This window comes from Micromonospora sp. NPDC049204, from assembly GCF_040647935.1.
Taxonomy (GTDB): domain Bacteria; phylum Actinomycetota; class Actinomycetes; order Mycobacteriales; family Micromonosporaceae; genus Micromonospora.
Window position 1 is genome coordinate 1 of sequence record NZ_JBEZDC010000031.1, and the last position, 26710, is coordinate 26710.

Sequence of the window (26710 nt, forward strand, 5' to 3'; positions counted from 1 at the left end):
GCCGTCGGCACTGCCGAGGGGCTTGCCCAGCAGCAGGCGAACGTACTCCGACCCGATGAATCCGGCTCCGCCGGTGACGAGGATCCTCACGGGTCCGAGAGTCTACGCCGGCCGACTGGCGGCGACGGCAGGTGTTTCGGCATTATCGGTTCGGGCCGCCCGGGCGATTGCAGGTGTAGCGGGGTTCGGGTAGAAAGTGCCAGCGAAGTACGACTCGTCGTGCCCGCACGTATTACATCTATGGGGGGCGAGTGAACGGCGTGTCGCTGGTCAAGACTGCTCGGCAATCGCCGAGTCCCGGCACGAAACCATCGCCCGGCCGCCGCGTACTGGGTCTGTTGCGGCAGCTCGTCGCACCCGAGCGTCTCTACATCGGCGCTCTCGGCCTGACCGGGCTGGCGGCGGTCCTGTCGGTGGCCCTGCCGCCGGCGGAGCGCGGTGAGCTGTCCGCGAACATGGTGAGCGCGACGCTCGGTGCGGCCGTCGGTGGTCTGTCCCTGGACACCTTCCTGCTGTCCCGTCCGGGCGGCTGGGTCTTTTCCCGGGGACGCCCCTGGGTCCTCGCCATGTTGGGGGCCTCGGTCCTCCTCTCCGTCGTTGCCGCCGCGGTGCTCACCACGGTGGCCGGACTCGGCAGCTACCTGGTCGGCATGGGGTCCGCGGCAGGTCTGACGATCTTCAACACGGTCTCGTCGATCGCGCTGCGCCAGAAGAGCTTCCTGGTCGTCTACGCGATGCGCGCGGCGAGCGGAGCCGTCCTGGTCGGTGGCTACGTGGCGCTGTACTTCGCCGGCTACCTGGACGGCGGCCTGTGGAGCATGGTGTGGCTGGTCGTCCAGTGGGTCAGCGCGCTGTCCGTGTGCGCCCTGGTGCTGGGGATGCTCCGGCGGATCGGGCCCGCACCACGGCCGGAGGCGACCGCGGTGGACTACCGCGCCGACATGGCAGCCGTCGGCAACCTGCACCTGGGGATCTTCGCCCAGATGATGACGCTGCGGTTCAACCAGATCCTGGTGGCCAGGTTCGTCGGCGCCGGCCCACTCGGCGTGTACGCGCTGGCGGTCGCCGCGCTGGAGTTCGCCCAGGCGGGTGCCGTCGTACGGGCGCAGCGGATCCTGGCCAGCCGGGACGGCGACGGCGGCCCCGACCCCACCCGGGCCGTGGTCACCGCGGCTCTGCCGGTCGCCCTGGCCGCCATCCTCGGGCTCGGTGTGCTGGGCTACCTCCAGCCCGAGTACCGGTACGCCTGGATCCTCGGCCTTGTCCTGCTGCCCGGTTCACTGGCCACCGCGGCCGGCAAGAGCTGGAGCGCCCTGCTGCTGAAGAGGCGGGGCGAGCGGGCGACGACGGTGGTCGCACTGATCACCCTCGGGTTCGCGATTCCCGCATACTTTGCGATCATCCCGTGGGCTGGTGTGGTCGGGGCGGCGATCGCCTCGACGCTCGCCTACGCCGTACACGCCTTCGCCTCCAGAGCAAGCCTGCGACGAGCGCAGTCGCCGAATCATGGGACGGTTTGACATGGATGTCTCGATTGTTGTCCTCGCCTGGGAGGACTTTGAGCGCACGCGCGCCTGCGTCCTGTCGCTGCCGGCGGAGGCGGAGATCGTAGTCGTCGACAACGGCAGCTCGATGCACATTCAGGAGTCGTTGAGCGCGTTCTGCGCCGAGCAGGGTGTCCGGTACGTCCAGTCCGGCTCCAACCTGGGGTACGCGCGGGGGATGAACCTCGGCGTGCGCCACACCAGCCGGGCGAACGTGATCCTCTCCAACAACGACATCATCGTGCACGAGGACGCCGTCAGCCGCCTGCTGACCGCCCTGGAGGACCCGCAGGTGGGCGCGGCCTTCCCGGGCGTGGTCACCCCGTCGGGTGTGTCGCAGACCGAGGGTGGGCGGTTCCTGGGCCTGGGCGTGGGCTTCGCCCACGCCACCGGGCTGAGCATGGTGCTGCCGAACCTGCGGATCGTCGCGCCACCGGAGAAGGCGGACTGGCTGACCGGCCCCTTCGTCGCCATGCGCCGCGACACCTTCGACGCCATCGGCGGCGTCGACGAGACCTCGTTCTTCTACTCCGAGGACATGCGGCTCTGCTGGGCCGTCCGTCAGCAGGGTCTGCGGCTGGCGTATGTGCCGGAGGCCGTGATCATGCACGAGGACGACGCGACCGCGAAGCGGCGCTGGTCCGAGGAGGAGATCTCCGAGCGTCGGACCAGGGAGTTCATCCGGGCGAGCCGGAGCATGGGTGGCACGCGCGGCCGCATCGCCACGACGGCGTACGTGGGCGGGGTGCTGCTGCGCGCCGCGGTGGGTGGAAACCCGGTTCGCCGCGCCATCGCGAAGGGCGCCGTCGAGGGGCTGCGTACCTCGTGAAGGTGTTGTTCGTCTGCACCACGGGTGGTTCCGGGCGGCGGCAGCTCGGTGGCGCCGAGCGCATCCTGACCGAGATCATTCCGGCGCACGCCCGAACGGGCCTGGACGTCATCGCCGCCACGTCGGACGACGAGGTGGGTCACGCGCTGCGCGAGGCCGGGGTGCCGTGGGTCGGGCTCAGCGCGACCAGCCGGATCGACCTCGCGTACGCGCGGGAGATCCGCCGCCTGGTCGACGAGGTGCAGCCGGACGTGGTCTGCGCCCACCTGCTGTCCGCCGCCATGCACTCCCGGGCGGCGCTGAGCATGGGACGCCGGCGGATCCCGCTCGTCGTCACCCTGCACAACAGCCTCTGGCAGTACCGGGACACCGCCGGATCGTTCCAGCAGAAGGCGCTCATCCAGTCCAACATCACGCTGGACCTGGCCATGCGTCGGGCCCGTCCACACGCGACGGTGGCGGTGTCCGAGTTCGAGGCCTCCGAGCTACGCGACCGCGGTGGCGTCAAGAACATCCACCTGATCCCGAACCCGCTGCCGGTCACCTGGCCGAGCCCGAAGCCCGCGCACCTGCCGGAGCCGGGTCGACGGCCGGTGGTCGGCTATCTCGGCCGGCTGGAGAAGGAGAAGGGCGCCGATCTCCTGCCCGAGATCGCCTCCCTCCTTCCGGAGGTGGACTTCAAGGTCGCCGGGGCGGGTTCCATGGCGATCGACCCCAGGCCCAACCTCGACCTCGTCGGTCGGGTCACGGCCGCAGACTTTCTTCAGGAGATCGACTGCCTGGTGGTGCCGTCCCGGGTCGAGTCGTTCGGGCTCAGCGCCCTGGAGGCGCTGTCCCTCGGCGTACCTGTGGTGCACACCGGGGCCGGCGGTCTGGCCGAGGTCACCCGCCACGCCACGGGCACCCTGGCGTTCCAGGCGGACCTCGCGCCCGCCGCGCTCGCCGCCGCCATCCGGGACGCCGTCGGCCACCGCGCCATCGACGAGGGTCAGCGGGTGGCCGAGTGGTACGCCCAGGAGTACGCCTTCGATCGGTGTGTCGAGCGGTGGCAGAGCCTGTACAGGTCTCTTCTGTGACCACAACAACCAGGGCCAGCAGCCCCACCCTCTACCGGACCCTGGTGCCCTGGGTGGTGGCGGTCGTCATCGTCCTGGCGGTCCTCCTCTGGGACACCGAGTTCGGCGTCGCCGCCGCCTTCCTCGCCATGGCGGCCCTGATCTTCCGTGCTCACACGTGGCTCGCCATCTGTACGGCCGCCTGGGGCTTTGTCTTCCTCGCCGTCCTCACCATTCCGGGGCCGTACGACTCTCCGGCCGGACGCGCCGCGGTGCCGATCTTGGGGATCTACGCGGCCTGGTTCCTCGCCGCCTGGTATTTCGGTCGTCGACTGGCAGCCAACAAGCGTCGCCCGGAACAGTCGACGGCGACCGAGGACACCGTCGTCATGCCGGCCGTGCGGACGGAGTCCGCGGTCACCGTCGTCATGCCGGCCGTGACGACGCGTCCGCCGATGGACCGAGCGGGCGTCGAGTCGGCTCGAGCCGAACTGCGCTGGCCCGCCGAAAGTCGGCTCCGGCCCTTCGTACTCTTCCTCCTTCTGCTCGCGCTCATCGGTGCGGCGATGAAGTTCCGCGGTGAGGTACCGCCGCTGTTTGCCGACAACCCGGACGCCGCACGCGAGGCGGTACGACTGCGCTCCAACCTCCTCACCGGGCTGTTCTCGGAGTTCTGGGGGATCGGATTGGCGATCTCGCTGCTTCGCGCGCTCACCGGGAAGGCGGAGGGACGGTGGAGCTACGTCGCCTTCGTCGTCATCTTCGCGTTCGGCGCGGCGCTGGGCGCGAGCAAGAACTCCGTTCTGCTGGGGATCGTGCCGCCGCTGGTCGCCGCTCTCTCGGTACGCCGATCGGCGACCATCAGCCGGAAGAACCGGCTGCGGGTGTCGCTCGTGGTGCTGGTGATCGGAGCTCTCGCAATGGGTGCGGCAGTCTTCCTCGGCGGCCAACGGACGCTGGCCGGCACCGGGCAGTTCGAGGACCAGTTCCGAGCGCAATACGGCGCCAGCCCGTTGTACGCCAGTGTCGGGTCGCTGGATCTGTCGCTGAGCAGTTCCGTCGAGACCTTCGGTCGGTTGTGGCAGGTGCGCGAGCAGCACCCGCCGACCTGGGGTCGATACACCCTGACCTTCACGGGTTCGTTGGGCGATCGCCTGCTCGGTTCGGCCGACATCTACAAGATCACCGCGGGCCTGAGCAAACCGTTCTACATGAACACCGCGACGTTCGTGGCCATACCTCTGCTCGACTATGGGCCGGTCGGCGCGGTGCTCTTTCTCTCGCTGTTGGGCTTCTGCGTCGGGGTCATCGATCGGCGGCTGACGTACACGTCAAGCCCTGCCCACCAACTGACCCGGGCGTTCGTGATCTATTTCGCGACTTTTGGTGTCTACGAGTTCTATCCCGTGGTGCAACCCTTCTGGCTGGCGCTCGCCCCTGGCCTCGTTGCCCTTTACCTGCTCAGCAAACCGATGAGGTGGATCCCGGAGTGGATGAAGCGCTGACAATCGTCACCGTTCTCTACCGTTCGAGCGACATGTTGACCCAGACGCTGCCTACCTGGGTGCGCAGCGCCGAGGGACTTCCGGTGCGGTTCATCTTCGCCGACAACTGGCCCGAGGACGGCTGCGAGAAGGTCGTTGCCGGTTGGCTCGACGAAGAGCGGTACGAGTACCTCCCCGACTCCTCGAATCCGGGGTTCGCGGCGGGCTGCAACCGCGCGGTCGCGGCCGCGAGGACGAACCACGTGCTGCTGCTCAACCCCGACGTGTGGCTGCCCGATGACGCGCTTGCGCGCATGTGCGCCGCCATCGCCGAGGACCCCGGCACACCGATCGCGGTTGGTCTGGCCATGCACGGTGGGGAGTACATCGGCATCGACGTCAATCCGGTCTCGCTCTTCATCGACAGGACCGCCACCGCGGCGCGGGGACCACTGGGTCCGTCGGGGGGCGCCGCCGTCTTCCCGACCGAACTGTTCCACCAGTTCGGGGGGTTCTACGAGCACCTGTTCGCCTGGGGCGAGGACGCTGACCTGGCTTACCGTCTCTACGCATCGGGATACCGGACCCGCGCGCTCGATCTCGTGCTCCCCCACGCGGGTGGGCACAGCGTCGAGGGCGACAACAAGCTCCAAGGCTTTCGTGCCTTCCTGCTGGCCCGAAACCGACTTCTGGTCGCGGCCCGGGTCTTCACCTGGCCGCTGATGCTCCTCGCCATGCCGGTACTGGCCCTTGCGCACCTCGCGCTCGCCGCCCGACGTGTCCGTCAAGGCCTGCTGTGGCCGTTCCTCCGTGGCGTCGGACGTGGCCTGGCGGAGAGCCCGGCCGCCCGACGGCAGTGGAACGGCAAGCGGTTCGGCTTCGCGTCCCTCTACAGCTACCTGACAGTTCGGAGAGCATGATGGCAGGACACCAGTGGAGTGTCGTGACGGTCACCTACAACTCGGCGGAGACGCTCCGCAGGTGCTGGCGGGGAGCCAAGCCCTACGAGTGGATCGTCGTCGACAATGCCTCCTCCGACGACTCGGTCGCGGTGGCGGAGGAGTTGGGTGCCCGGGTCATTCGCCTGCCGGAGAACGTCGGCTTCTCCAAGGCCAACAACGTCGGCGTGCGCCAGGCGGCGAGCGAATACGTGGTATTCGCCAACCCCGATCTTGAGATCGACCCGGACGGTCTCGACGTGCTCAAGCGGCACCTCGACGTCCACGGCGGTCTGGTAGCTCCTCAGCTGCTCGCGACGGACGGCACTCCCCAGCCCAACGGGCGCGGTTTCCCCTACGCCACCGCCAAACTGGGCAACCGGAAGATCTGGCCGCTGTCCCGGATGCACGCGACCTACCGGGTGGTGGCGAACCCCGGTGAAGCGGTCTACGTCGCCTGGGCCATGGGTGCCGCAATCGCCGCCCGCACCGCCGACTTCATCGCCATGGGCGGATGGAACGAACAGTTCTTCCTCTACTACGAGGACCACGAGCTCGGTCTGCGGGCGTGGCGGCACGACATGCCCGTGGTGCTGCTCGGCGACGTGCGGTGGACCCACCACTGGGCCCGTGCGACGAACTCGTTCCAGTGGTCGCGCGCGCACACTCTGGAACTGCAGAGCGCCAAGACCTTCTTCAGTCTGTTCCCTGAGTTCGTCATCGGGTTGCCGTCGGCCTCCCGGCGCAACCCGCAGGCGGCACGCCTGATCGGTGCCCCGGTGCCCATGCAACGACGCACGGGTGAGTCGCTGCCCACGCCGGGCCGCCAAGCAGGGGGCAGCTGACGGCGCCCTGCTCCACCTCGGCGCCACGACGGGCTCGGTCGACACCGCAATTCGCTCTCATCGACGATGTCGTCGGAATGAAGCATGGTCGTTTCGCACTCTGGATGGGAATTGGCGTGGTTGGACAACTCGTACTCGAGAACGTGAGCCCGTCGGACGCCCCAGCGGCACCGACAACCAGGCGCCGCCCCACCTCCGCGGACTGGGTCGCCATTGCCGTATTGCTGGCCCTCGTCCCGGTGGTCCACGACGTCAAGACGATGCTCACGGCGGGGTACTGGCTCGACGAGGCGTGGGTGGCGCTCTCGGTCCGGCTCCCGCTCGGCGACCTGCCGGTGACGACCGCGTCCACCCCGATCGGGTGGACCCTCCTGCTGCGGCTGGTGCCGGACGCCGACTACCTCCGTGTGGTGCCGCTTGCCTTCCTCTGCCTGGGTGTCGTCGCCGCGTACGGGCTCGGGCGGTTGCTGCGGTGGCCGACTCGGTGGCTCGGAGTTGTCGCAGGCTTCGTCTGTGCCATGGCGGTCCTGCTCCTGCCGGCGCAGCAGATCCGTCACGACCTCAAGCAGTACACCGCTGATGCCGCCGTCACGGTGGTCCTGCTCGCTCTGGGCGCTTGGACCGAGCAGACCTGGTCGCGGAGACGGCTTGGCGTGGTCGCGGCCGTGGCCGCCACAGGCATATTCGTCAGCCACGTCACTGCCATCGCCACCCCCGCCGTGTTCGGCGGGTTGTTGCTGGTCACCGCGCTGCAACGCCAGTGGGCGCGACTCCGGGACGTCGTCGTGGCGGGGCTCGGCGCAATGACTGTCATCGTCGCCGTCTACTTCGGTATCTCCGCGCGGGGCAACAATGACTCGATGCGGGAATTCTGGGTCGGTAGTTTCCCGACCCTGACCGAGTTGCCCGGCTACCTCAGCGGGCACATCGGCGACCTGGTCCCGATGCTCGGCGCGTCCGCTCTGGTCGTCGGCGGGCTGTTCATCGCAGGTGCCGTCACCCTCGCCCGGCAGGGCCGCCCCGCGTCGGCGATCGCGGTGCTTCTGCTGCCGGTGGCGGTGACAACGCTGGGGGTCGGCAAGTTCTATCCGCTACTGGAGCTGCGTACCTCGCACTTCCTGCTCGTCACGACGGCTGCGGTCGCCGGCCTCGGTCTCGCCGGACTGGCCCACGGGGTGGCCGCGCTCGTTGCCCGCAGGGTTCCTCGCGTGCCGTCGACGGTCCTGACCGCGGCGATCTGCGCCGTCCTGCTCACGATCTTCGGCATCAACAACGGCCGCTGGTACCGGTTCGACGGCAACGACCCGGGGTTCTACTTCACCGCCATCGGCGCGACGGACATCCGTTCGGCGACCGAATACGTGAACACCCATCGGTCGGCCAACGATGCCATCGTCATGAACGGTCTGGCATGGTACGGCTTTGCGTACTACTCGCGGTCCGACAAGGTCAAGCTTGTCGCACCAGCCGACAACACCGTCGGCTGGCAGGTCGAAATGCCCACCCGGTCCGACCTCATCGTGATTCCCCACCACGACATCGCACTCATCCACGCCAAGATCGATGAGGCGCTGGCATTGGCAGCGCAGCGCGGCGGCGGGCGCGTATGGCTGATCCGCACCCACGTGATGTGGGAGACGGAGGACTGGCAGAAGGTGTTCACCGACTACCGGGTCGAGCAGGCTACCGGTGGTGTGGAACCGGTCCTGCTGATCAGCAAGAAGTGACCACCCCGGCACCGAAGTAGCCACCGCACGCCAGGGCTTGGCTAAAGGCTTCCGGTCAAGCCGAGGTGGAGACCAGCGGCGGTTCGGCAAGGCGGAGATTCGTCCAGAGATCGAGGTGCACCCCGGGCGAATCTCCGCCTCCGGGCGGGCCTAACGGATCTTGTAGATGAGGAATGTGGCAGCCGGATAGCGGACTGTCTCGCGAAGTTCCAGACACGGCTCGTCGAGCGCCGTCGCTGTCACCAGGTACCGGACCTGATGCTGCTGGAGGAAGCTGCCGCACGGTTCGGTGGCGACCTCGAAATGGTCGGGCGTCGGCAGGTCGAAGGTCGTCGGTGAGTCGCGGGCGGGGTCCCGGTCGAACACGAACCAGACGTGGGCGTAACGGTTGTAGACCGCGTCCTGCTCGCCCTGCTCGTCTGCGGTCCGCCAGAGATCCAGCTGGGGGTAGGCGTAGACGCCGGACAACGAGCGGGCGCCGCTCATGGAGGCGAAGCTCTGAATGCTTCCCACATCGGTCACCCAGGCGGCGCCGGGGTCTTCGGCATTGATGGTGCGGATCGACTCCGCCAGCGGCGTGCGGGTCAGTGCTGCGGTGCCGCGGTAGAGCGGGTGGATGAACACCGTCATGGCAACGGAGAAGGCCAGCAGGACGGATACGGCCCAGGTGAAACGCTGACGAAGCAGCAGATACACGACCAGCGGAACCGGGATGATCGACAAGAGGAAGCCGCGCGACTGCATGAAGCCGGGAAATGCCCGCTGCACGTGCAGGCTGAGCAGCACCTGAACGAGCAGGACGACGAGGGCGTATCCGACGACGACCTTGAAACCCGGCTTGGCCGATCGCTCGTCCTGCAGCCGCCGGACGACCAGCACCACCCCGATGACACTGAGCAGACCGATGCCGACGAGCAACCGCGTGTGCGGCACCAGGCTGAGGAACAGGATCTTGCCGACAAGGTCGAGATGGGGGACGGACAGCCAGACCAATGCCCCTAGAAGCGTGAGATTGGCGAGCAGCAGTGGCCAGTCGATGGCCCGCTGGGCGCGGTACAACAGGTACAGCAGGATCATGCTGGGCACTACCAGGTACGGGAATACGAGCAGGAAGTTGGAGTTCTCGCTCTGATTGTCCATGACCTGGTAGAGCTCGGCCTTCTCGGCGAACTGCAACCCGAAGCTGGTGTGCCCGGAGAACAGGTGCAGCAGATCGAACCCGCCGCTCTCCACGACGCGCTCACCCGGATAGACCGTGCTCTGCATGGTCTCGATGACGGTCAGCCGGGAGGCGATGAACGCACCGATCACGGCACCCGCAACCGCAAGCGATGCAGCGACGATGCTCAGCTGCCGCAGCAGCAGTCGGCGCTGTAGTACACGGCCCTGCTCGATCAGGTAGCCGATGGCGAACGGCGTCACCGCCAGGACGCAGGCGATCTGGAACGGCGGGTAGAGCACGAGCGCGAAGCAGGTGAGCAGGTAGGCCAGGAGCGCCCCCCAGGCAACTGTGACGAGCAGCCGTTTCGAACGCACCAGAAGAATCAGCACCGTAGCCGCGAACAGGGCGTAGTACATCGACGACAACGTCACGTACTGGTACCACCACTGCACGAACGGACTGAAGAACAGCGCCAGGGAGAGCCCGGCGGCAAACCACCGTTGCCTGGGCATCAGAGCCAGCACGAAGAAATAACAACTCAGGATGAGCAGATAGCCCATCAGCCACCATTTGAAGGCGAAGGCAAAGTCGAACGGCAGCACCAGAAAAGCCAGGTTGTGCGGCTTGAAGGCGACCGACCACTCCTTGTACGGGACGTCCCTGACCAGGGAGACATCCTCGCCTTCCTCCCCCACGTTCGGGTTGATCAGGGGGTAACCGGCCGCGTCCTGGGCGACGGTCATTTGAGTGTTGACGTTCCACTCGTCTGACCGGATCCCCTGCGGGCTGTTGAACAGGAGGTCCGGGTCCTGCTGCGCGCCGTACAGCGTCTTGTGGACCATTCCCATTGAGGACCCGTTGATTTGCAGAGCCGTCAGCCCCAGCAACGCGACAGTCAACAGAGCCGGGAAGAGCCAGATGCTACGGACGAATCTCCCGCCGGCGCGGGTGGCCCGGCCACGGAGACCAGTGATGTCGTTCATCAGTACCATTCTGTTCAAGGAGTGAGGGCATTGCGCGGTCAGCCGCAGGAAGACGTGCTGCCTCGTCGGCGCAAGACCCCGTAGTCAGCGCGGCGGCGCGCCTGGGCCGTTCGCAACGCCCGGGCCGGCCGGGTAGTAGTTGTGCCAGAGCCTCAGCTGTGGCGACGCCACATGTCGCGCAGAGCGTCCCAGTTGCCCGCGATGCCGGCCATGCAGGGAGTTTCGAGAACCATGACGGCGTTGGAGTCGTCCCGGTCCCACCAGACACCGCAGTATGCCTGGCCCTCGAACAGGAAGCCGTACTCGACGTAGCTACCGGGCACACCTGTCACGCCGCCCGTCGTGCGGGTCGGCTCCCTGACTCCAGGGGCGAACGCGTTGGCAGTGCGGCCGAGTTCTTCACGCTGCGCGCGCCCCGCGATCTTCAGGGCTCCTTCCCGGAACAGCGAGAAGTGCACCTGCAGTGCGCCGTCGGGGCAGAAGACGTGGGCCTCCTCGTTCTCTGCCAGTGCGGGGCCGCCGCGACCGTAGACCACGCAGCCGCTGACGTCGGCCAACCAGAGTTCGCCCATCTGCGCCAGCTCGCCGGTGAACTTCGACTTGTTGATGGAGAGCTGGGTCGCCTGATAGGGCGAGAGGGAGGCGGTTACGGGCGGCGGCTCGTCCGAGTCGCCGCGTCCACCGAGGGCGTACCCCGCGACACCGGCGACGAGGGTGAGCGCCAACCCGCCGACGACGACCCAGATCCAGTTCACGCCTCTCCGGACGACCTGGACCGGTGCGATCCGCCGGCCGGGCGCTGCGAACTGTTGGTCGAAAGGGGCCGGCGCGGCGGACGAGGGCGCCGCCGAGATCGGTTGGGACGACTGTGCGGACCACGGCGCTTGCGAATACAGGGCAACCTGCTGCGTCGGCTCCGCCGGCGCGCCGGTGACGTCGTCACCCGCCAGGTCCCCACTCGGGCCCGCCGACACGGGGATGCCGCTGACCGGAGCGGCTGGACCACTCACCGGCGCAGCGGGGTCTTCGGAACGGTAGTCGAGCTGCAGGAGCCGGAAGAGCTGCCCCGGAACATCAGGCTGCTCGCCCTCGTACGCCACCCATGGGTTCGTCGCGGACAGGTCGGCCTCGGCGTAGTGCTGGTTGCCAGGCGCCTGCATCAACATCCTGACGGCGTGAGCGAAGGCGTCTCGCCAGCGCGGGTCCGCCGCCGCCGGCCCTTCCAGCAGGATGACCGTCCTGGGTCGCCCCCGCTCGTCGACGGCGGCCCATGCCTTTCCCACCAGCGACCCGCCGAGTGCACGGGTGAACCTGTAGGGACTGTCCGGCTGCATGCGCGCTCCTCCGTCGTACCGCCGTGCGGATAGTACAGATCACCACCGACCGGGGGCTGCCCCGTAAACGTGTGCTTGAGGCCACTGTCCGGACGGCAGCGGCGCACTTGCGGCTGTTCTACCGGAAAGAAGCGGCCGGCGCATCCCGCCGGTGGGTGCTGTCGCCCGCGGAGGCCTGCTGACCTGCGCTACCTCGCCTTGGTCAGGTACTCGCAGGTGAGAGGCACGAACCAGGCTGGATTGATGTCGACGCGGACCTCCGTCGCACCGGCGGCACACTGCTGCTCGGCAACCGCGAGACTCTGCTGCCACGTGGGGCCGTCGAGTCGCACCAGGCCAGTCGTGGACTGCCACTGGTAACCGATGCCGACGAGAATTATCGCTGCGACGCCGACGCGCACGACGGTCAGCAGGTGCCGCAACTGAGGTCGGGGAGCCCGTGCCAGGCTCACGAGCACGGCGGTGAACAGGAACAGACAGGGTGCCGCGCTGTAGCGCTGCATGGGAATGACGACGTTCGGCGCGTCGAGGCGAAGCAGGAAGGACCAGTTCATGTAGAGCTCCGCGGAGATGAACGCTGCGGAGAGGAGCAGGCTCGTGATCACCAGGATCCGCCGGCCCGAGGTCCCGTTGCGCAGGCCGTACCCGACGATGGCCAGAACGATGACCGCGGCGAGCGCCGCCGGCCAGGCGTAGAAGTCCGAATAGAACGCGAGCGCATGGGGGTAGAGCTCCGCGGTCCACTCCGGCCCGAAGAACAGCACCAGGGGCCCGCGGGCCGCGGCTGCGGACACTCCCTGCAGCAGGTCGAACGGTTCACCGCCCCGCTCCGAGGTCGACCCCAGCAGCGGCACGATCTGCATCGCCGAGCCGATGATGAAGGCGAACGCCGGAACCCGGTCACGTCGTCGGGGCAGCGCGAGTCGTGCGGCGGCCAACGGAACGAGCAGCATTCCCAACGGGCTCGTCAACGCGGCGAGCAGGAGCGCAACGGCACTGAGCCCGTTCTGCCAGCGGGTGGTCGGCCGCCAGAGGAGTGCCCAGAAGGCGCCGAAGATGACGAACCAGTGCAGGTTGGCAAGGTTGTTCAGGGCCTCGCTGTTTCCCGCCGGGAGCAGGACGACCGCGGCGGCCAACACCGCTCGCAGCCTGCGGGACGGCAGATGACCGGAGGCCGCGGTGAAGACCAGCAACGCGACCGCGGCACGCACCACCGCCGCGGCGATCGCCACCACCGCGGCCCACCAGCCGATCGGCAGGTGGGTGGCCAACTCGGTGGAGAGTCGTGGCAGCACGTGCAGATAGCCGCCGTACGGCTCGACGAGCACCAGCGGGAAGCTCTTGGCCACCGCCCCGTCGAAGAAGATCCGACCGTCCTCCGCCCACATGTGCGTCAGGTGGGTTCGGCCCTGCGGGATCACCAACTGGTAGGTCACCGCGAGCAGGAAGGCCGCGACGTAGCCGAGGACGGTCCTGCGGTCGGTCGCCGGCGGTGTGAGCGTGCGGGGGAAGACGTTGTCCGCCAACCACCGTTGCCAGGCCAGCCCACTCAGCCAGCCTCTCGGCGTGGGCCGGTGGGTGGAGTCGACCGCCGAGGGCGATTCCGGGGGTGGTGTGTCGTCGTGGATGGTCGCGATGTGCTGGCCCTGTTCCACGCTTGTCACGACACTACCTCCGCTGATCCCCCGCGCCGGATCGGCAGTATTGCATAGGCCGGACCTACCGATTCGACAGCGCAGACCTTGCCGTTGAAATTTTTCATGCATAAAGTCGCGCCATGAATGACGGCGGTGCGGGGTCGACCGACCACCTGCTCGACCTCTTCCACGGCGTACGACTCACGCCCACCCAGCGCCGCATCGCGCACTGCCTGGTGCAGCACGCCGGAGCGGCGGCCTACCTGTCCGCGGCGGAAGTCGCCGAGATGGCCGGGGTCAGCCAGCCGTCGGTGACCCGGTTTGCGATGGCGCTCGGATACGACGGCTACCCCGCCCTCCGCCGTCGGCTGCGGAAGGCGGGCCCCACCGAGGGCACCGAACCGGACGACGCCGGCAACGAGCTACAGCAGGCGGTACGCGCGGAGATGGAGAACCTGGACCGGCTGGCCGTTCAGCTCGCCGACCGGGACCGGATCGCCGAGACCGGGCGGTTGCTCGCCCGGAGCCGCCCACTGCCGGTGCTCGGCCTGCGCGCCGCCGCGCCGCTGGCCGCGTACTTCGCCTACTTCGCGGCGAAGGTGCACCCGGACGTTCGGGTGCTCGACGACGGCGGCAGCCTGCTCACCGACCGCCTGGAGCAGGCGGCCGCGGCCGGGGCGTCGGCGCTGCTCGCCTTCGTCCTGCCCCGCTACCCCAGGGAGACCCTGGACGCGCTCCGCGACGCCCGCGACGCCGGGCTCACCGTGGTGGCGATCACCGACTCACCGGTCAGCCCCGCCACCGAGCACTCCGACGTGGTGCTGCCCGCGGCGGTCGGCGCGCAGCTCGTCTTCGACCTGCACACCGCCCCGATGACCCTGGCCATGGTGTTGTTACAGGCGATCTGCGACGCCGCACCGGCCGACACCCAACGCCGACTGGAGGCGTTCGAGGCCTCCGCGGCCCGCCGTCAGTTGTTCCGCGGATGACCGGAGGAGACCCGAGATGACCCAGCCCGTCCGTGCCGCACGGGGCAACCAGCTCACCGCCCGCGGGTGGCAGCAGGAGGCCGCCCTGCGGATGTTGATGAACAACCTCGACCCGGAGGTCGCCGAGCGCCCCGACGACCTGGTCGTCTACGGCGGCACCGGCAAGGCGGCCCGGGACTGGCCGTCGTACTACGCGTTGGTCCGCACGCTTACCGACCTGCGCGAGGACGAGACGATGCTCGTGCAATCCGGCCGACCGGTGGGCGTGCTGCGTACCCACGAGTGGGCGCCCCGGGTGCTGCTGGCCAACTCCAACCTGGTCGGCGACTGGGCGACCTGGCCGGAGTTTCGCCGGTTGGAGCAGCTCGGCCTGACCATGTACGGGCAGATGACCGCCGGTTCGTGGATCTACATCGGCACCCAGGGCATCCTCCAGGGCACCTACGAGACGTTCGCGGCGGTGGCCGCGAAGAGGTTCGGGGGCGACCTCGCCGGCACGCTGACGCTGACCGCCGGCTGCGGTGGGATGGGCGGCGCGCAGCCACTCGCGGTCACCATGAACGGCGGCGTCTGCCTGATCGTCGACGTGGACCGCACCCGGCTCGACCGGCGGGTGCACGACCGCTACCTGGACGAGGTCGCCGACTCGCTGGACGACGCGGTACGACGGGTGCTCGCCGCGAAGCGGGACCGGCGCGCGCTCTCCGTGGGCGTGGTCGGCAACGCCGCCGAGGTCTTCCCCGAGTTGCTCAGGCGCGGTGTCGGGGTCGACGTCGTGACCGACCAGACCAGCGCCCACGATCCGCTGTCGTACCTGCCGGTGGGGGTGGAGCTGGCCGACGCCCGGGACTACGCGCAGGCGAAGCCGGCCGAGTTCACCGACCGGGCCCGCGCGTCGATGGCGACGCACGTCGAGGCCATGGTCGGCTTCCTGGATGCCGGCGCCGAGGTCTTCGACTACGGCAACTCGATCCGCGGCGAGGCACAGCTCGCCGGATACCAGCGGGCCTTCGACTTCCCCGGTTTCGTGCCCGCGTACATCCGGCCGCTGTTCTCCGAGGGCAGGGGGCCGTTCCGGTGGGCGGCGCTCTCCGGCGATCCGGCCGACATCGCGGCCACCGACCGGGCGATCCTGGAGTTGTTCCCGGAGAACGAGCCGCTGGCCCGGTGGATCAGGCTGGCCGGCGAGCGGGTCGCCTTCCAGGGCCTGCCGGCCCGGATCTGCTGGCTCGGCTACGGAGAGCGGGACCGGGCGGGCGTGCGGTTCAACGAGATGGTCGCCTCGGGCGAACTCTCCGCCCCGGTCGTCATCGGGCGGGACCACCTGGACGCCGGCAGTGTGGCCAGCCCGTACCGGGAGACCGAGGCGATGGCCGACGGCTCCGACGCCATCGCCGACTGGCCGCTGCTCAACGCCCTGGTCAACACGGCCAGCGGGGCCTCCTGGGTGTCCCTCCACCACGGCGGCGGGGTGGGCATCGGCCGGTCGATCCACGCCGGGCAGGTGTGCGTCGCGGACGGCACCGCCCTCGCCGGGCAGAAGATCGAGCGGGTGCTCACCAACGACCCGGCGATGGGCGTGATCCGGCACGTCGACGCCGGCTACGACATCGCCCGCGACGTCGCGGACCGCACCGGCCTCCGCACGCCCATGGCCGAGGGACCCGCGTGAGCGCGAGGAGTGCAGCGCAGCGGAGCCCCGCAGTCGCGAACAACGGGAGTAGAGCGTGAGCGCGGACCTGTCCGGCCGGTTCCGGGCGCTGTGGGACGAGATCGCGCCGGTCGGGCGGGACGCCGACAGCGGCGGCTATCTGCGGTACGCGTTGACCGAGCCGGAGCGGGAGCTGCGCGCCTGGTTCCGAGCCCAGGCCGAGCAGCGCGGAATGCCCGTCACCGAGGACGGCAACGGCAACCTCTTCGCCCACTGGGGTGACCCGCAGGCGTCCGACGCGGTGCTCACCGGCAGCCACTTCGATTCGGTGCCGCACGGCGGGGCGTACGACGGGCCGCTCGGCATCGTCAGCGCGTTCCTCGCCGTGGACGAGCTTCGCGCCGCCGGCGTCACCCCGGATCGGCCGCTGGTGCTGGCCGCGTTCGTGGAGGAGGAGGGTGCGCGCTTCGGCGTACCGTGCCTGGGGTCTCGGCTGCTCACCGGTGCGCTGTCCGCCGACCGCGCGGCCGGCCTGCGCGACGCGGCCGGGGTGAGCTTCGCCGAGGCGCTGGGTGACCGGCCGGCGGGCGCCCGCCCGGAGTTGCTGGGCCGGTTCGGCGCCTACGTGGAGTTGCACGTCGAGCAGGGCCGCGCGCTCGTCGACACGGACGCGCCCGTCGCGGTGGCGAGCGCGATCTGGCCGCACGGCCGGTGGCGCTTCGACGTCGTCGGCGAGGGCAACCACGCGGGTACGACCCGGATGGCCGACCGGCGCGACCCGATGCTCACCTACGCGTTCACGGTGCTGGCGGCCAACAAGGAGGCCCGGCTGCGCGACGCGCACGCCACCGTGGGCCGGGTCGCCGTCGAGCCGAACGCCACGAACGCGATCCCGTCGAAGGTGACCGGGTGGCTGGATGCCCGCGCCGCCGACCCGCAGACGCTGTCCGGGCTGGTCGAGGCGGTGTGGGGCAAGCTCACCGAGCGCGCCCGCCGCGACGGTACGGTGGTGACGGTCACCGAGGAGTCGGCGACGCCGCTCGTCGCGTTCGACGGCGGTCTGGCCGGACGGCTGGCCACGCTGCTGGACGCGCCGGTGCTGCCCACCGGTGCGGGCCACGACGCCGGGGTGCTCGCCGCGCACCTGCCCACCGCGATGTTGTTCGTCCGCAACCCGACCGGGGTGTCGCACTCCCCCGGCGAGGCGGCGACCGACGACGACTGCGCCGCCGGGGTCCGCGCGCTGGCCCGGGTGCTGGAGGAGCTGACATGCCGATGACACCGACCCGCTGGCTCGCCGAGTACGCCTGGTTGCCCGAGCACCCCGAACCCACACCCGACGTGCTGATCGAGGTCGAGGACGGCCGGATCACGGCGGTTACGCCGCTGACCCCCGGCAGCAGGCCGACGGCCGGGGTCGACGTGTACGCCGACGCGGTGCCGCTGCCCGGTCTGACCCTGCCCGGCCTGGCCAACGTGCACTCGCACGCCTTCCACCGGGCGCTACGCGGACGTACCCACGGTGGTCGGGGCGACTTCTGGACCTGGCGGGACCGGATGTACGCCGTCGCGGACCGGCTGGACCCGGACACCTACCTGGCCCTGGCGCGTGCCGTCTACGCCGAGATGGCGCTCGCCGGGATCACCGGCGTGGGCGAGTTCCACTACCTGCACCACCGCCCCGACGGCGGCGCGTACGACGACCCGAACGCGATGGGCGCGGCGCTGGTGGAGGCCGCCGCGCACGCCGGGATCCGGCTCACCCTGCTGGACGCCTGCTACCTGACCTCCAGCGTGGACGGTCAGGCCCTCGCCGGGCCGCAGCGCCGCTTCGGTGACGGCGACGCGACCCGCTGGGCGGAGCGGGCGGCGGCGTTCCAGCCGGCGGACTCGCACGTGCGGGTCGGCGCGGCCGTGCACTCGGTACGGGCGGTTCCGGCGGACCAGCTCCGCACGGTCGCCGACTGGGCCCGGGATCGGCGGGCGCCGCTGCACGTGCACCTCTCCGAGCAGCCCGCCGAGAACGACGAGTGCCGGGCGGTGCACGGGCGTACGCCCACCGCGTTGCTCGCCGCGCACGGTGTTCTCGGGCCGGACACCACCGCCGTGCACGCCACCCACCCGACCAGCGCCGACCTGACCCTGCTCGGCGACAGCCGGACCGGGGTGTGCCTCTGCCCGACCACCGAACGGGACCTCGCCGACGGGATCGGCCCGGCCCGGCGGATGGCCGACGCGGGAATCCGGTTGAGCCTGGGCAGCGACAGCCACGCCGTCATCGACCTGTTCGAGGAGGCCCGCGCGGTGGAGCTGGACGAGCGGCTGCGCACCCGCCGCCGGGGCCACTTCACGCCTGTCGACCTGCTGACGGCGGCCAGCGTCACCGGGCACGCCGCCCTGGGCTGGGCCGACGCCGGCCGGATCGCCGTCGGCGCCCGCGCCGACCTGGTGACGGTACGGCTGGACAGCCCCCGCACCGCCGGCGTGCCACCGGTGGGGGCGTTCTTCGCGGCCACCGCGGGAGACGTGGAGCAGGTGCTGGTGGACGGCCGGGTGGTGGTGGCCGAGGGCCAGCACCTGAGCGTGGACGTGCCGGCCGAGTTGGCCGCCGCCATCGAGGCGGTGACCCCCACATGAGCAGTCTGCTTGTCGACACCATCGGGGAGCTGGTCACCAACGGCCCCGGTACGCGCCCACTCGGCATCCTCCGCGACGCGGCCGTGCTGATCGAGGAGGGCCGGGTGGCCTGGGTGGGGTCGTCCGCGACCGCGCCGGCCGCCGACCGGCGACTCGACGTCGGTGGGGCCGCCGTCCTGCCCGGCTTCGTGGACAGCCACGCCCACCTGGTCTTCGCCGGGGACCGGGCGGACGAGTTCGCCGCCCGGATGGCCGGTCAGCCCTACACCGGCGGCGGCATCCGCACCACGGTCCGCGCGACCCGGGCCGCGACCGATGACGAGTTGCGAGCCACCGTGCGCCGGCTGCGGGGGGAGGCGCTGCGCCAGGGCACCACGACCATGGAGATCAAGAGTGGGTACGGGCTGACCGTCGCCGACGAGGCCCGCTCACTGCGGATCGCCGCCGAGTTCACCGAGGACACCACCTATCTCGGCGCGCACGTGGTCCCCGCCGAGTACGCCGACCGCCCGGACGACTACGTGGGGCTGGTCTGCGGGCCGATGCTGACCGCCGCCGCGCCGCACGCCAAGTGGATCGACGTGTTCTGCGAGCGGGGTGCCTTCGACGTGGACCACGCCCGGGCCATCCTGGCCTGCGGGCAGGCCGTCGGGCTCGGTGTGCGGGTGCACGCCAACCAGCTCGGCCCCGGACCGGGCGTGCAGCTCGGCGTGGAGCTGGGCGCGGCCAGCGTGGACCACTGCACCTACCTGTCCGACGCCGACGTCGACGCGCTCGCGTCCTCCCTGGTCGACTGCATGTGCCACGAGGGCCCGCACAGCACCACCGTCGCGACCCTGCTCCCCGGCGCGGAGTTCTCCACCCGCTCGCCCTACCCGGACGCCCGCCGGCTGCTCGACGCCGGTGTGACAGTGGCGCTGGCGACGGACTGCAACCCCGGCTCGTCGTACACCTCGTCGATGGCGTTCTGCGTGGCCCTCGCGGTCCGCGAGATGCGGATGACCCCGGCGGAGGCGGTCTGGGCCGCCACCGCCGGTGGTGCCCGGGCGCTGCGCCGCGACGACATCGGTGTCCTCACCCCCGGCGCGCGGGCCGACCTCGTGGTCCTGGACGCGCCGTCGTACCTGCACCTGGCCTACCGGCCCGGTGTCCCCCTGATCCGCCAGGTAATTCGCAACGGAGTTCCGCTATGACGAACGTGACCATCCAGCCCACCGGGATCACCGCCGACGACGTGCTCGCGGTGGCCCGCGGCACCGCCACGGTCGTCCTCGCCCCGGCCACCGTCGAGGCCATGGCGACCAGTCGGGCCATCGTGGACGGCATCGAGTCGTCCGGCCGGCCCGTCTACGGGGTCTCCACCGGGTTCGGGGCGCTGGCCAACACCTTCATCGCTCCGGAGCGGCGGGCCGAACTGCAACACGCGCTGATCCGCTCGCACGCCGCCGGGGTGGGCGCCCCCATGCCGCGCGAGGTGGTCCGGGCCATGATGCTGCTGCGGGTCCGGTCCCTCGCGCTGGGCCGCTCCGGGGTCCGGCCGCTGGTCGCCGAGGCACTGGTCGACCTGCTCAACCACGACATCACCCCCTGGGTGCCGGAGCACGGCTCGCTGGGCGCCTCCGGCGACCTGGCGCCGCTGGCGCACTGCGCGCTGGTGCTGCTCGGTGAGGGCTGGGTCCTCGGCCCGGCCGGCGAGCGGCAGGACGCGGCCGACGCGCTGAGCGCCGCCGGGCTCACGCCGATCGAGCTGGCCGCCAAGGAGGGGCTGGCGCTGATCAACGGCACCGACGGCATGCTCGGCATGCTGTTGCTGGCCATCCACGACGCGGCGCACCTGTTCGCCATGGCCGACGTGACGGCCGCGCTGGCCATCGAGGCGATGCTCGGCTCGGAGCGGCCGTTCCTGCCGGAGCTGCACGCGATCCGGCCGCACCCCGGTCAGGCGGCGTCGGCGGCGAACATCCACCGGCTGTTGCAGGACTCCCGGGTGATGGACTCGCACCGCGACGACCTGGCCCATGCCGTGCAGGACGCGTACTCGATGCGTTGCGCCCCGCAGGTCGCCGGCGCGGCCCGCGACACCCTGGACTTCGTCCGTACGGTCGCGGGCCGGGAGTTGGTGTCCGTGGTGGACAACCCGGTGGTGCTGCCGGACGGGCGGGTCGAGTCGACAGGCAACTTCCACGGCGCGCCGCTCGGCTTCGCCGCGGACTTCCTCGCCATCGCCGCCGCCGAGGTGGGCGCGATCGCCGAGCGGCGGGTGGACCGGCTGCTCGACGTCACCCGCTCCCGGGAACTGCCGGCGTTCCTCTCCCCCGACGCCGGGGTCAACTCCGGGCTGATGATCGCCCAGTACACGGCGGCGGGGATCGTCGCCGAGAACCGTCGGCTGGCCGCCCCCGCCTCGGTGGACTCGCTGCCCACCAGCGGGATGCAGGAGGACCACGTGTCGATGGGCTGGGCGGCGGCCAAGAAGCTGCGCACCGTGCTGGACAACCTGACCAGCCTGCTCGCGGTGGAGCTGCTGGCCGGCGTACGCGGTCTGCAACTGCGCGCCCCGCTGGAGCCGTCCCCGGCCGGCCGGGCGGCCGTCGCCGCGCTCGGCCCGGCGGCCGGCGAGCCCGGCCCGGACGTGTTCCTCGCCCCGGTGATGGAGGCGGCCCGAGCGGTCGTCGGCGGGCCGGAGTTGCGCGCCGCCATCGAACGGGAGGTCGGCCCGCTGGGCTGACCTCCGTCGGTCGCTGTCGTCCGCCGCGGGTCAGGCGGCGGGCGGCAGGGTCCGGTCCCACCCTCGCCCGGCCTGTCGGCCGGTACTGCTAGGTTCGCCGCCGTGGACATCGAGGAGCCTGAGCTCACCGAGCAGATCCGGGACGTCGTCCGTCGTCAGGTGGCGCTGGCCGAGTTGCCGGCCGCCGCGATCGTCGCCGGGACGATGGAATATCTTGCCGACGAGGCAGACCCTGCGGAGATCCAGGCCCGAGCCTGGCCGATGGTCACCGAAGAGTTGAGCGCTCACCTCGCCGCCCAGGCCCAGTGGCCAGAGATCACCGACAACGATCGGCTCACCGCGGCCTTCCGGACGCTCTCGGCCGCCGGGGTGGTGGCTCGGGAAAACTTCAGCTGCTGCCAGACCTGCGGCACCGCCGAGATCGGCGGCGAGATTCCGAGGGGGCGCACCGCCCGGGGGTACGCCTTCTACCACCAGCAGGACGCCGAGAACGGCGTCGACGACTCGGGGGTGCACGTCGCGTACGGCCTGTTCGGGCAGCCGACGACGGCCGACCTCGGTGCGGAGGTGGTGGCGGCGCTGCGCGCCGAGGGGTTGAGCGTGCACTGGGACGGCAGCACCGGCACCCGGATCCGGGTCGCGTTGACCTGGCAGCGGCGCCGGGTCGGTCGGTTGGCCGCGCTGCCCGCCACTGTCGACGACGACGTCGACATCGACGTGGAGCTGCTGGACCAGTGGACGGGGGTGTACGCCCCGACCGACGGGCCCTCGTCGGCCGCCCGGCTCGCCGGTCTGCACCTGCCGTGGTTGCCGTCCGGCGTGCGGGTCCGGCTGGCCCGCGAGGGCGCCGCCGTCATCGTCCGGCGGGAGGGGGACGCCCTGGTGGGGACATCCCCGGACCAGGCTGGGCGGGAGCTGACCGTCGGCCGGTTCGACGGCCTGGAGCTGATCGGCCGGTTTACCGATGGGTCGGTGCGGGCGGTCGCCACGCCGGCCCCGCCAGATTTCCTCGAGGCGACCTACCAGTACCGCGACGACGTCCAGAAGGAGGTGCCCCTGGACGCGGCCGAGGCCCGCCTCCTGCTCCGTGCGATGCGACCGCTGAGCAGGGACTTCCTGACCGCCTCCGGCCGTTCCGGCGGCTGCGTGCAGGCCACCTGGGAGCGCGACGGGCTGTGGTTGGAGGAGCTGGACACCGCGCGGGCCACCTCGACCGGCCGGATCGCCACCGTGGCCGAAGCCGAACGACTGCTCACCGTGCTCGCGACGGAGGACCGCGTCGGGATCGACGAGCTGGGCGGCGACCTCGTGACGAAGAGCTGGTGACAGCCGTCGGAGGTCACCGACCGCGCCGGCGCGTCCCGGTGCTGCTCAGGCGGCGGGCGGCAGCACCTTGGCGATCAGCTTCGCCAGCTCGCGCAGTGCCTTGCCGCGGTGGCTGATCGCGTCCTTCTCCGCCGGGGTCAGCTCGGCGTTGGTCCGGTCCTGTCCGTCGCCCAGGAAGATCGGGTCGTAGCCGAATCCGCCGTCACCGCGCGGAGCCCGCAGCACCCGACCGGACTGCCGACCGTCGACGAGGTGCTCCTTGCCGCCGGGCAGCACCAACGCCACCGTGCAGACGAACGAGGCGGCCCGCTGCTCGTCGGGCACGTCGGCGATCTGGTCCAGCACCAGCTGAAGGTTGGCGCGGTCGTCGCCGTGGCGGCCGGACCAGCGGGCGCTGAAGACCCCCGGCATCCCGTTGAGCGCGTCCACCGCGAGCCCGGAATCGTCGGCGATGGTCGGCAGCCCGCTCTGCCGGAACCCCTCCCGCGCCTTGATCAGCGCGTTCTCGCCGAAGGTCAGGCCGGTCTCCGGCAGCTCCTCGTACTGCTCGACGTCGTCCAGCCCGAGCAGGGCGATCCGCTGCGCGCCGAGCGCACCGTCCAGGATGCGCTGGAGTTCCACAAGCTTCTTACGGTTACGGGTGGCGAGCAGGACCTTGTTCACGCTGAAACACCTCTGTTCGCGACTGCGGGGCTCGCAAGCTCACTCCTCGCGCTCACGCGAGTGCCTTCCGCTGGGCTTCGGCCAGATCCGCGCAACCCGCGACGGCCAGGTCGAGCAGGGCGTCGAGCTGGTCACGGGCGAACACGCCCGCCTCGCCGGTGCCCTGCACCTCGACGAAGTCACCCGTGCCGGTGCACACCACGTTCATGTCCACCTCGGCGGCGACGTCCTCCTCGTAGCAGAGGTCCAGTCGTGCCTCGCCGGCGATGATCCCCACGCTGACCGCGGCCACCGAGCGGTGCATCACCTTCTCCGGCTTACCGGCCAACGCCTTGCGGGCGGCGAGCCAGGTCACCGCGTCGTGCAACGCGACGTACGCGCCGGTGATCGCGGCCGTCCGGGTGCCACCGTCGGCCTGGAGCACGTCGCAGTCGAGCACGATCGAGTTCTCGCCGAGCGCCTTCAGGTCGATGCTGGCCCGCAGGCTCCGGCCGACCAGCCGGGAAATCTCGTGGGTACGACCGCCGACCCGGCCCTTGACGCTCTCCCGGTCGGAGCGGGTGTTGGTGGCCCGGGGCAGCATCGCGTACTCGGCGGTCACCCAGCCGAGCCCGGAGCCCTTGCGCCAGCGGGGCACCCCCTCGGTGACGCTCGCCGTGCAGAGCACCCGGGTGCCGCCGAACTCGACGAGCACCGAGCCCTCCGGATGGGTGCTCCAGCCTCGGGTCAGGGTCACCGGTCGGAGTTGATTGGGCCCTCGCCCGTCAGGTCGCGCCATCCCTGCACCCTATGCGGTGCGCTGATCCACCTCAGCCGGGGTGCCCCGAGCAGTATCCGCGTCGTGCACCTGGAGGAATCCGGCGACCGCCGCCGGCCAGCCGAACTCCTCGGCCCTGGCCCGGGCGACCCGCCGCCGCTCGGCCGTCGGCCGGTCCGCCAGGCGGGTCACCGCCGCGGCCATCGACTCCCCCGAGCCGTACGCGGCCAGGCCGGCAGCTCCGACCACCCCGGGCAGGGCACTTGCCGCGTTGACGACGACCGGGGTGCCACAGGCCAACGCCTCCAGCCCGGCGAGGCCGAAGGTCTCCACGGGGCCGGGCGCCAGCACCACGTCCGCGCTGGCCAACAACGCGGCCACGGCGTGGCGGTCCGGCAGGAAACCGGTGAACGTCACCGGCAGCCCGGCCGCCCGCCGGGCCAGCGCGCCGCGCAGCGGGCCGTCACCGGCCAGCACCAGCACCGCCGGTACGCCCTGCCGCCGCAGCTCGGCGAGAGCCTGCACGGCCAACTCCGGTCGCTTCTCCGGGGACAGCCGGGCGCAGTGCACCAACAACAGCTCGGTGGGGTCGGCGTACCGGGCGCGCAGCCTCGGGTCGGCTCGGTCCGGGTGGAAGGTGTCCAGGTCCACCCCGAGGGGCACCAGGTCCACGTTGCCCGCGCCGATCCGGTCGAACTCCTCGGCCGCCCACCGGGTCGTGCAGACGATCCGGTCGTACGCCCGACTGGTCGCCCGGTTGAGCCGGTCGGCGACCGGCCGGCGCAGCGCGAGAGGCACACCCCACTGGCCGAGCAGCCCGGTCAGCGACTCGTGCGAGACCATCACCGACGGCACACCGTTCGCCCGTGCCCATGCGCCCGTCCAGCGCAGCGACGACCGGTCGGAGACCTCCAACCGGTCGGGTGCCAGGCCGGCGAGCAGCCGGGCCAGCCGACGCCGACCGGCGAGCAGCCGGTAACCGCCGCTGCCCGGCACCTCCGGGCCGGGCAGCGTGATCACCCGTCCCCACGGGTAAGATTCGTCGGCGGCCCGCCGGCCGGGGATCACCAGCACCGGATCGTGACCGGCGGCCCGGTAGCCCTCCCCGAGGTGCCGTAGCGCGGTCCGCAGACCACCGGATCGCGGGGTCACGAAGTTGGCGAGCCGCACGATCCGCAGCCCGCCCCCCACCGTCGAGATCACGACGCGGCCGGCAGGCCGACGGTGGCGGCCACGGCGCGTACCGCGTGGTAGTGCCCGATCAGCTCGTCGCCGACGGCCGCCCAGGTACGCCGGCTGACCGCGACCCGGGCGGCCAGGCCGTAGGCCCGCCGCCGGTCGGCGTCCCCGGCCAGGTCAGCCACCGCGGCGGCCAACGCGTCGCCGTCGTTCGGTGCCACCAGCAGCCCGGTCACACAGTCGTCGACGAGGTCGACCGGGCCGCCGCTGGCCGGCGCCACGACCGGCACCCCGGAGGCCAGCGCCTCCTGGATGGTCTGGCCGAAGGTCTCGTGCGGTCCGGTGTGCACGAACAGGTCCAGGCTGGCGTAGAGCCGGGCCAGGTCGTCGCCGTGCTGCACGCCCAGGAAGGTCACCCCGGGCAGGTCCCGCGTCAACTGGCGGCGGGCCGGGCCGTCACCGGCCACCACCACCCGCACCCCGGGCAGCCGCGCCGTCGCGGCCAGCAGTTCCACCCGCTTCTCCGGGGCGAGCCGGCCGACGTAGCCGACCAGCAGCTCACCGTTGGGCGCCAGCCGGTTCCGCAGGGCCGCACACCGTTTGGCCGGATCGAAGCGGACCGCGTCCACACCCCGGCGCCACAGCCAGATCCGCTGCACCCCGTTGGCGATCAGGTCGGCGGCGGCCCGGGTGGAGGGCGCGAGCGTGCGCTGTGCCGAGTTGTGGATCTCCCGGATCCGACGCCAGGCCGCCGCCTCACCCCAGCTCACCCGGTACGCCCGCGCGTACGCGGCCACATCTGTCTGGTAGATCGCCACCGTGGGCAGCCGGTACCGGCTGGCCAGCGTAGCCGCCCGCGCGCCGAGCACGAACGGACTGGCCAGGTGCACCACGTCCGGCTCGGCCGACAGCAGCGCACCGGTCAACCGGGTGGTCGTCGGCACGCCCAACCGGAAACCCTGATAGCGGGGCAGCGGCACGCTGGGGATGCGCACCACCGGGTACGGCAGCCGGTCGATGTCCCGCCGGCCGGCGCCGGGTGGGGCGGGCGCGATGACAACCGGCTCGTGGCCCCGGTCGAGCAGGTGTTCCGCCGTGCGCACCACGGAGTGCGCGACGCCGTTCACGTCCGGTGGGAACGACTCGGTCACGATGGCGATCCGCATGCCCACACCGTGCGGGTGTCACGGGTGCGCCAGACGACCGCCCGCTGACCGGGCGGCGAACAATGCGGCACAACAC

Annotated in this window: 21 protein-coding genes; 14 read left to right on the forward strand and 7 right to left on the reverse strand. The window is 71.0% G+C overall.

What is annotated here, in order from left to right; all coding sequences use genetic code 11:
• Positions 1 to 338 precede the first annotated feature (338 nt).
• From AB0A90_RS33960 to AB0A90_RS33990, 7 genes are all read left to right on the forward strand, one after another.
• Positions 339 to 1520: a hypothetical protein gene (locus AB0A90_RS33960; RefSeq protein WP_357255951.1), complete on the forward strand. Its 1182-nt coding sequence runs from the start codon at positions 339 to 341 to the stop codon at positions 1518 to 1520.
• A gap of 1 nt (position 1521) precedes the next feature.
• Positions 1522 to 2373, forward strand: a complete 852-nt coding sequence (locus AB0A90_RS33965; RefSeq protein WP_357255953.1) for a glycosyltransferase family 2 protein — start codon at positions 1522 to 1524, stop codon at positions 2371 to 2373.
• A complete protein-coding gene (locus tag AB0A90_RS33970) occupies positions 2370 to 3449 on the forward strand; it encodes a glycosyltransferase family 4 protein (protein WP_357255955.1) in 1080 nt (359 codons plus the stop codon). The genes AB0A90_RS33965 and AB0A90_RS33970 overlap by 4 nt, the downstream gene beginning before the upstream one ends.
• Entirely contained in the window at positions 3446 to 4933 is a 1488-nt protein-coding gene (locus AB0A90_RS33975) for an O-antigen polymerase (protein ID WP_357255956.1), read from the forward strand. The genes AB0A90_RS33970 and AB0A90_RS33975 overlap by 4 nt, the downstream gene beginning before the upstream one ends.
• Positions 4918 to 5832, forward strand: coding sequence for a glycosyltransferase (locus AB0A90_RS33980; RefSeq protein WP_357255959.1), 915 nt, complete (start codon positions 4918 to 4920; stop codon positions 5830 to 5832). Before AB0A90_RS33975 ends, AB0A90_RS33980 begins: the two co-directional genes overlap by 16 nt.
• Positions 5829 to 6695 carry a glycosyltransferase gene (locus AB0A90_RS33985; protein ID WP_357255961.1) on the forward strand — a complete coding sequence of 289 codons (867 nt, stop codon included), beginning with the start codon at positions 5829 to 5831 and terminating at the stop codon, positions 6693 to 6695. The genes AB0A90_RS33980 and AB0A90_RS33985 overlap by 4 nt, the downstream gene beginning before the upstream one ends.
• A gap of 221 nt (positions 6696 to 6916) precedes the next feature.
• Positions 6917 to 8422 (forward strand): hypothetical protein, encoded by a 1506-nt coding sequence (locus AB0A90_RS33990; RefSeq protein WP_357255963.1) that lies wholly within the window; start codon positions 6917 to 6919, stop codon positions 8420 to 8422.
• A gap of 150 nt (positions 8423 to 8572) precedes the next feature.
• Here the strand turns inward: AB0A90_RS33990 and AB0A90_RS33995 are convergent, their stop codons facing one another.
• The 3 genes from AB0A90_RS33995 to AB0A90_RS34005 form a co-directional block, all read right to left on the reverse strand.
• Positions 8573 to 10567 (reverse strand): hypothetical protein, encoded by a 1995-nt coding sequence (locus AB0A90_RS33995; RefSeq protein ID WP_357255965.1) that lies wholly within the window; start codon positions 10565 to 10567, stop codon positions 8573 to 8575.
• Positions 10568 to 10719: 152 nt separating this feature from the next.
• The gene (locus tag AB0A90_RS34000; protein WP_357255967.1) at positions 10720 to 11901 is read right to left on the reverse strand and encodes a hypothetical protein; all 1182 of its coding nucleotides are present in this window, start codon (positions 11899 to 11901) and stop codon (positions 10720 to 10722) included.
• A 188-nt stretch (positions 11902 to 12089) separates the two neighbouring features.
• A complete protein-coding gene (locus AB0A90_RS34005; protein WP_357255969.1) occupies positions 12090 to 13565 on the reverse strand; it encodes a hypothetical protein in 1476 nt (491 codons plus the stop codon).
• A gap of 113 nt (positions 13566 to 13678) precedes the next feature.
• Here AB0A90_RS34005 and AB0A90_RS34010 point away from each other — a divergent pair, with 113 nt between their 5' ends.
• The 7 genes from AB0A90_RS34010 to AB0A90_RS34040 all read left to right on the forward strand — a co-directional run bounded on the left by AB0A90_RS34010 (position 13679) and on the right by AB0A90_RS34040 (position 22869).
• The gene (locus AB0A90_RS34010) at positions 13679 to 14527 is read left to right on the forward strand and encodes a MurR/RpiR family transcriptional regulator (protein WP_357255971.1); all 849 of its coding nucleotides are present in this window, start codon (positions 13679 to 13681) and stop codon (positions 14525 to 14527) included.
• 16 nt (positions 14528 to 14543) lie between these two features.
• Positions 14544 to 16199 (forward strand): urocanate hydratase, encoded by a 1656-nt coding sequence (gene hutU / locus AB0A90_RS34015; protein WP_357255973.1) that lies wholly within the window; start codon positions 14544 to 14546, stop codon positions 16197 to 16199.
• 55 nt (positions 16200 to 16254) lie between these two features.
• Positions 16255 to 17457, forward strand: coding sequence for an allantoate amidohydrolase (locus AB0A90_RS34020; RefSeq protein WP_357255975.1), 1203 nt, complete (start codon positions 16255 to 16257; stop codon positions 17455 to 17457).
• Positions 17448 to 18815, forward strand: coding sequence for a formimidoylglutamate deiminase (locus AB0A90_RS34025; protein WP_357255977.1), 1368 nt, complete (start codon positions 17448 to 17450; stop codon positions 18813 to 18815). Before AB0A90_RS34020 ends, AB0A90_RS34025 begins: the two co-directional genes overlap by 10 nt.
• The gene (gene hutI / locus AB0A90_RS34030) at positions 18812 to 20008 is read left to right on the forward strand and encodes an imidazolonepropionase (RefSeq protein ID WP_357255979.1); all 1197 of its coding nucleotides are present in this window, start codon (positions 18812 to 18814) and stop codon (positions 20006 to 20008) included. Before AB0A90_RS34025 ends, hutI begins: the two co-directional genes overlap by 4 nt.
• Positions 20005 to 21543 carry a histidine ammonia-lyase gene (hutH, locus tag AB0A90_RS34035; RefSeq protein WP_357255981.1) on the forward strand — a complete coding sequence of 513 codons (1539 nt, stop codon included), beginning with the start codon at positions 20005 to 20007 and terminating at the stop codon, positions 21541 to 21543. The genes hutI and hutH overlap by 4 nt, the downstream gene beginning before the upstream one ends.
• Positions 21544 to 21645: 102 nt before the next feature.
• Complete coding sequence (locus AB0A90_RS34040) at positions 21646 to 22869, forward strand: hypothetical protein (RefSeq protein ID WP_357255983.1); 1224 nt, start codon at positions 21646 to 21648, stop codon at positions 22867 to 22869.
• Positions 22870 to 22914: 45 nt separating this feature from the next.
• Here AB0A90_RS34040 and rdgB read toward each other — a convergent pair whose 3' ends face one another.
• Genes rdgB through AB0A90_RS34060 form a run of 4 tightly spaced genes read right to left on the reverse strand, consistent with a single transcriptional unit; the run spans position 22915 to position 26634 of the window.
• Positions 22915 to 23532 carry an RdgB/HAM1 family non-canonical purine NTP pyrophosphatase gene (gene rdgB, locus AB0A90_RS34045; protein ID WP_357255984.1) on the reverse strand — a complete coding sequence of 206 codons (618 nt, stop codon included), beginning with the start codon at positions 23530 to 23532 and terminating at the stop codon, positions 22915 to 22917.
• Positions 23533 to 23584: 52 nt separating this feature from the next.
• Positions 23585 to 24310, reverse strand: a complete 726-nt coding sequence (gene rph / locus AB0A90_RS34050; RefSeq protein ID WP_357255986.1) for a ribonuclease PH — start codon at positions 24308 to 24310, stop codon at positions 23585 to 23587.
• A gap of 9 nt (positions 24311 to 24319) precedes the next feature.
• The gene (locus AB0A90_RS34055; protein WP_357256023.1) at positions 24320 to 25489 is read right to left on the reverse strand and encodes a glycosyltransferase; all 1170 of its coding nucleotides are present in this window, start codon (positions 25487 to 25489) and stop codon (positions 24320 to 24322) included.
• Positions 25489 to 26634: a glycosyltransferase family 1 protein gene (locus AB0A90_RS34060; protein ID WP_357255988.1), complete on the reverse strand. Its 1146-nt coding sequence runs from the start codon at positions 26632 to 26634 to the stop codon at positions 25489 to 25491. The genes AB0A90_RS34055 and AB0A90_RS34060 overlap by 1 nt, the downstream gene beginning before the upstream one ends.
• Between the last annotated feature and the right edge of the window lie 76 nt (positions 26635 to 26710).

Excerpts from the sequence above, each read along its gene's own strand:
- AB0A90_RS34010 (WP_357255971.1), top strand. The coding sequence starts at position 13,679 with ATGAATGACGGCGGTGCGGGGTCGACCGACCACCTGCTCGACCTCTTC.
- hutU (WP_357255973.1), top strand. The coding sequence starts at position 14,544 with ATGACCCAGCCCGTCCGTGCCGCACGGGGCAACCAGCTCACCGCCCGC.
- AB0A90_RS34025 (WP_357255977.1), top strand. The coding sequence starts at position 17,448 with ATGCCGATGACACCGACCCGCTGGCTCGCCGAGTACGCCTGGTTGCCC.
- hutI (WP_357255979.1), top strand. The coding sequence starts at position 18,812 with ATGAGCAGTCTGCTTGTCGACACCATCGGGGAGCTGGTCACCAACGGC.
- AB0A90_RS34000 (WP_357255967.1), bottom strand. The coding sequence starts at position 11,901 with ATGCAGCCGGACAGTCCCTACAGGTTCACCCGTGCACTCGGCGGGTCG.
- AB0A90_RS33965 (WP_357255953.1), top strand. The coding sequence starts at position 1,522 with ATGGATGTCTCGATTGTTGTCCTCGCCTGGGAGGACTTTGAGCGCACG.
- AB0A90_RS34060 (WP_357255988.1), bottom strand. The coding sequence starts at position 26,634 with ATGCGGATCGCCATCGTGACCGAGTCGTTCCCACCGGACGTGAACGGC.
- AB0A90_RS33985 (WP_357255961.1), top strand. The coding sequence starts at position 5,829 with ATGATGGCAGGACACCAGTGGAGTGTCGTGACGGTCACCTACAACTCG.
- AB0A90_RS33995 (WP_357255965.1), bottom strand. The coding sequence starts at position 10,567 with ATGAACGACATCACTGGTCTCCGTGGCCGGGCCACCCGCGCCGGCGGG.
- hutH (WP_357255981.1), top strand. The coding sequence starts at position 20,005 with ATGACGAACGTGACCATCCAGCCCACCGGGATCACCGCCGACGACGTG.
- rph (WP_357255986.1), bottom strand. The coding sequence starts at position 24,310 with ATGGCGCGACCTGACGGGCGAGGGCCCAATCAACTCCGACCGGTGACC.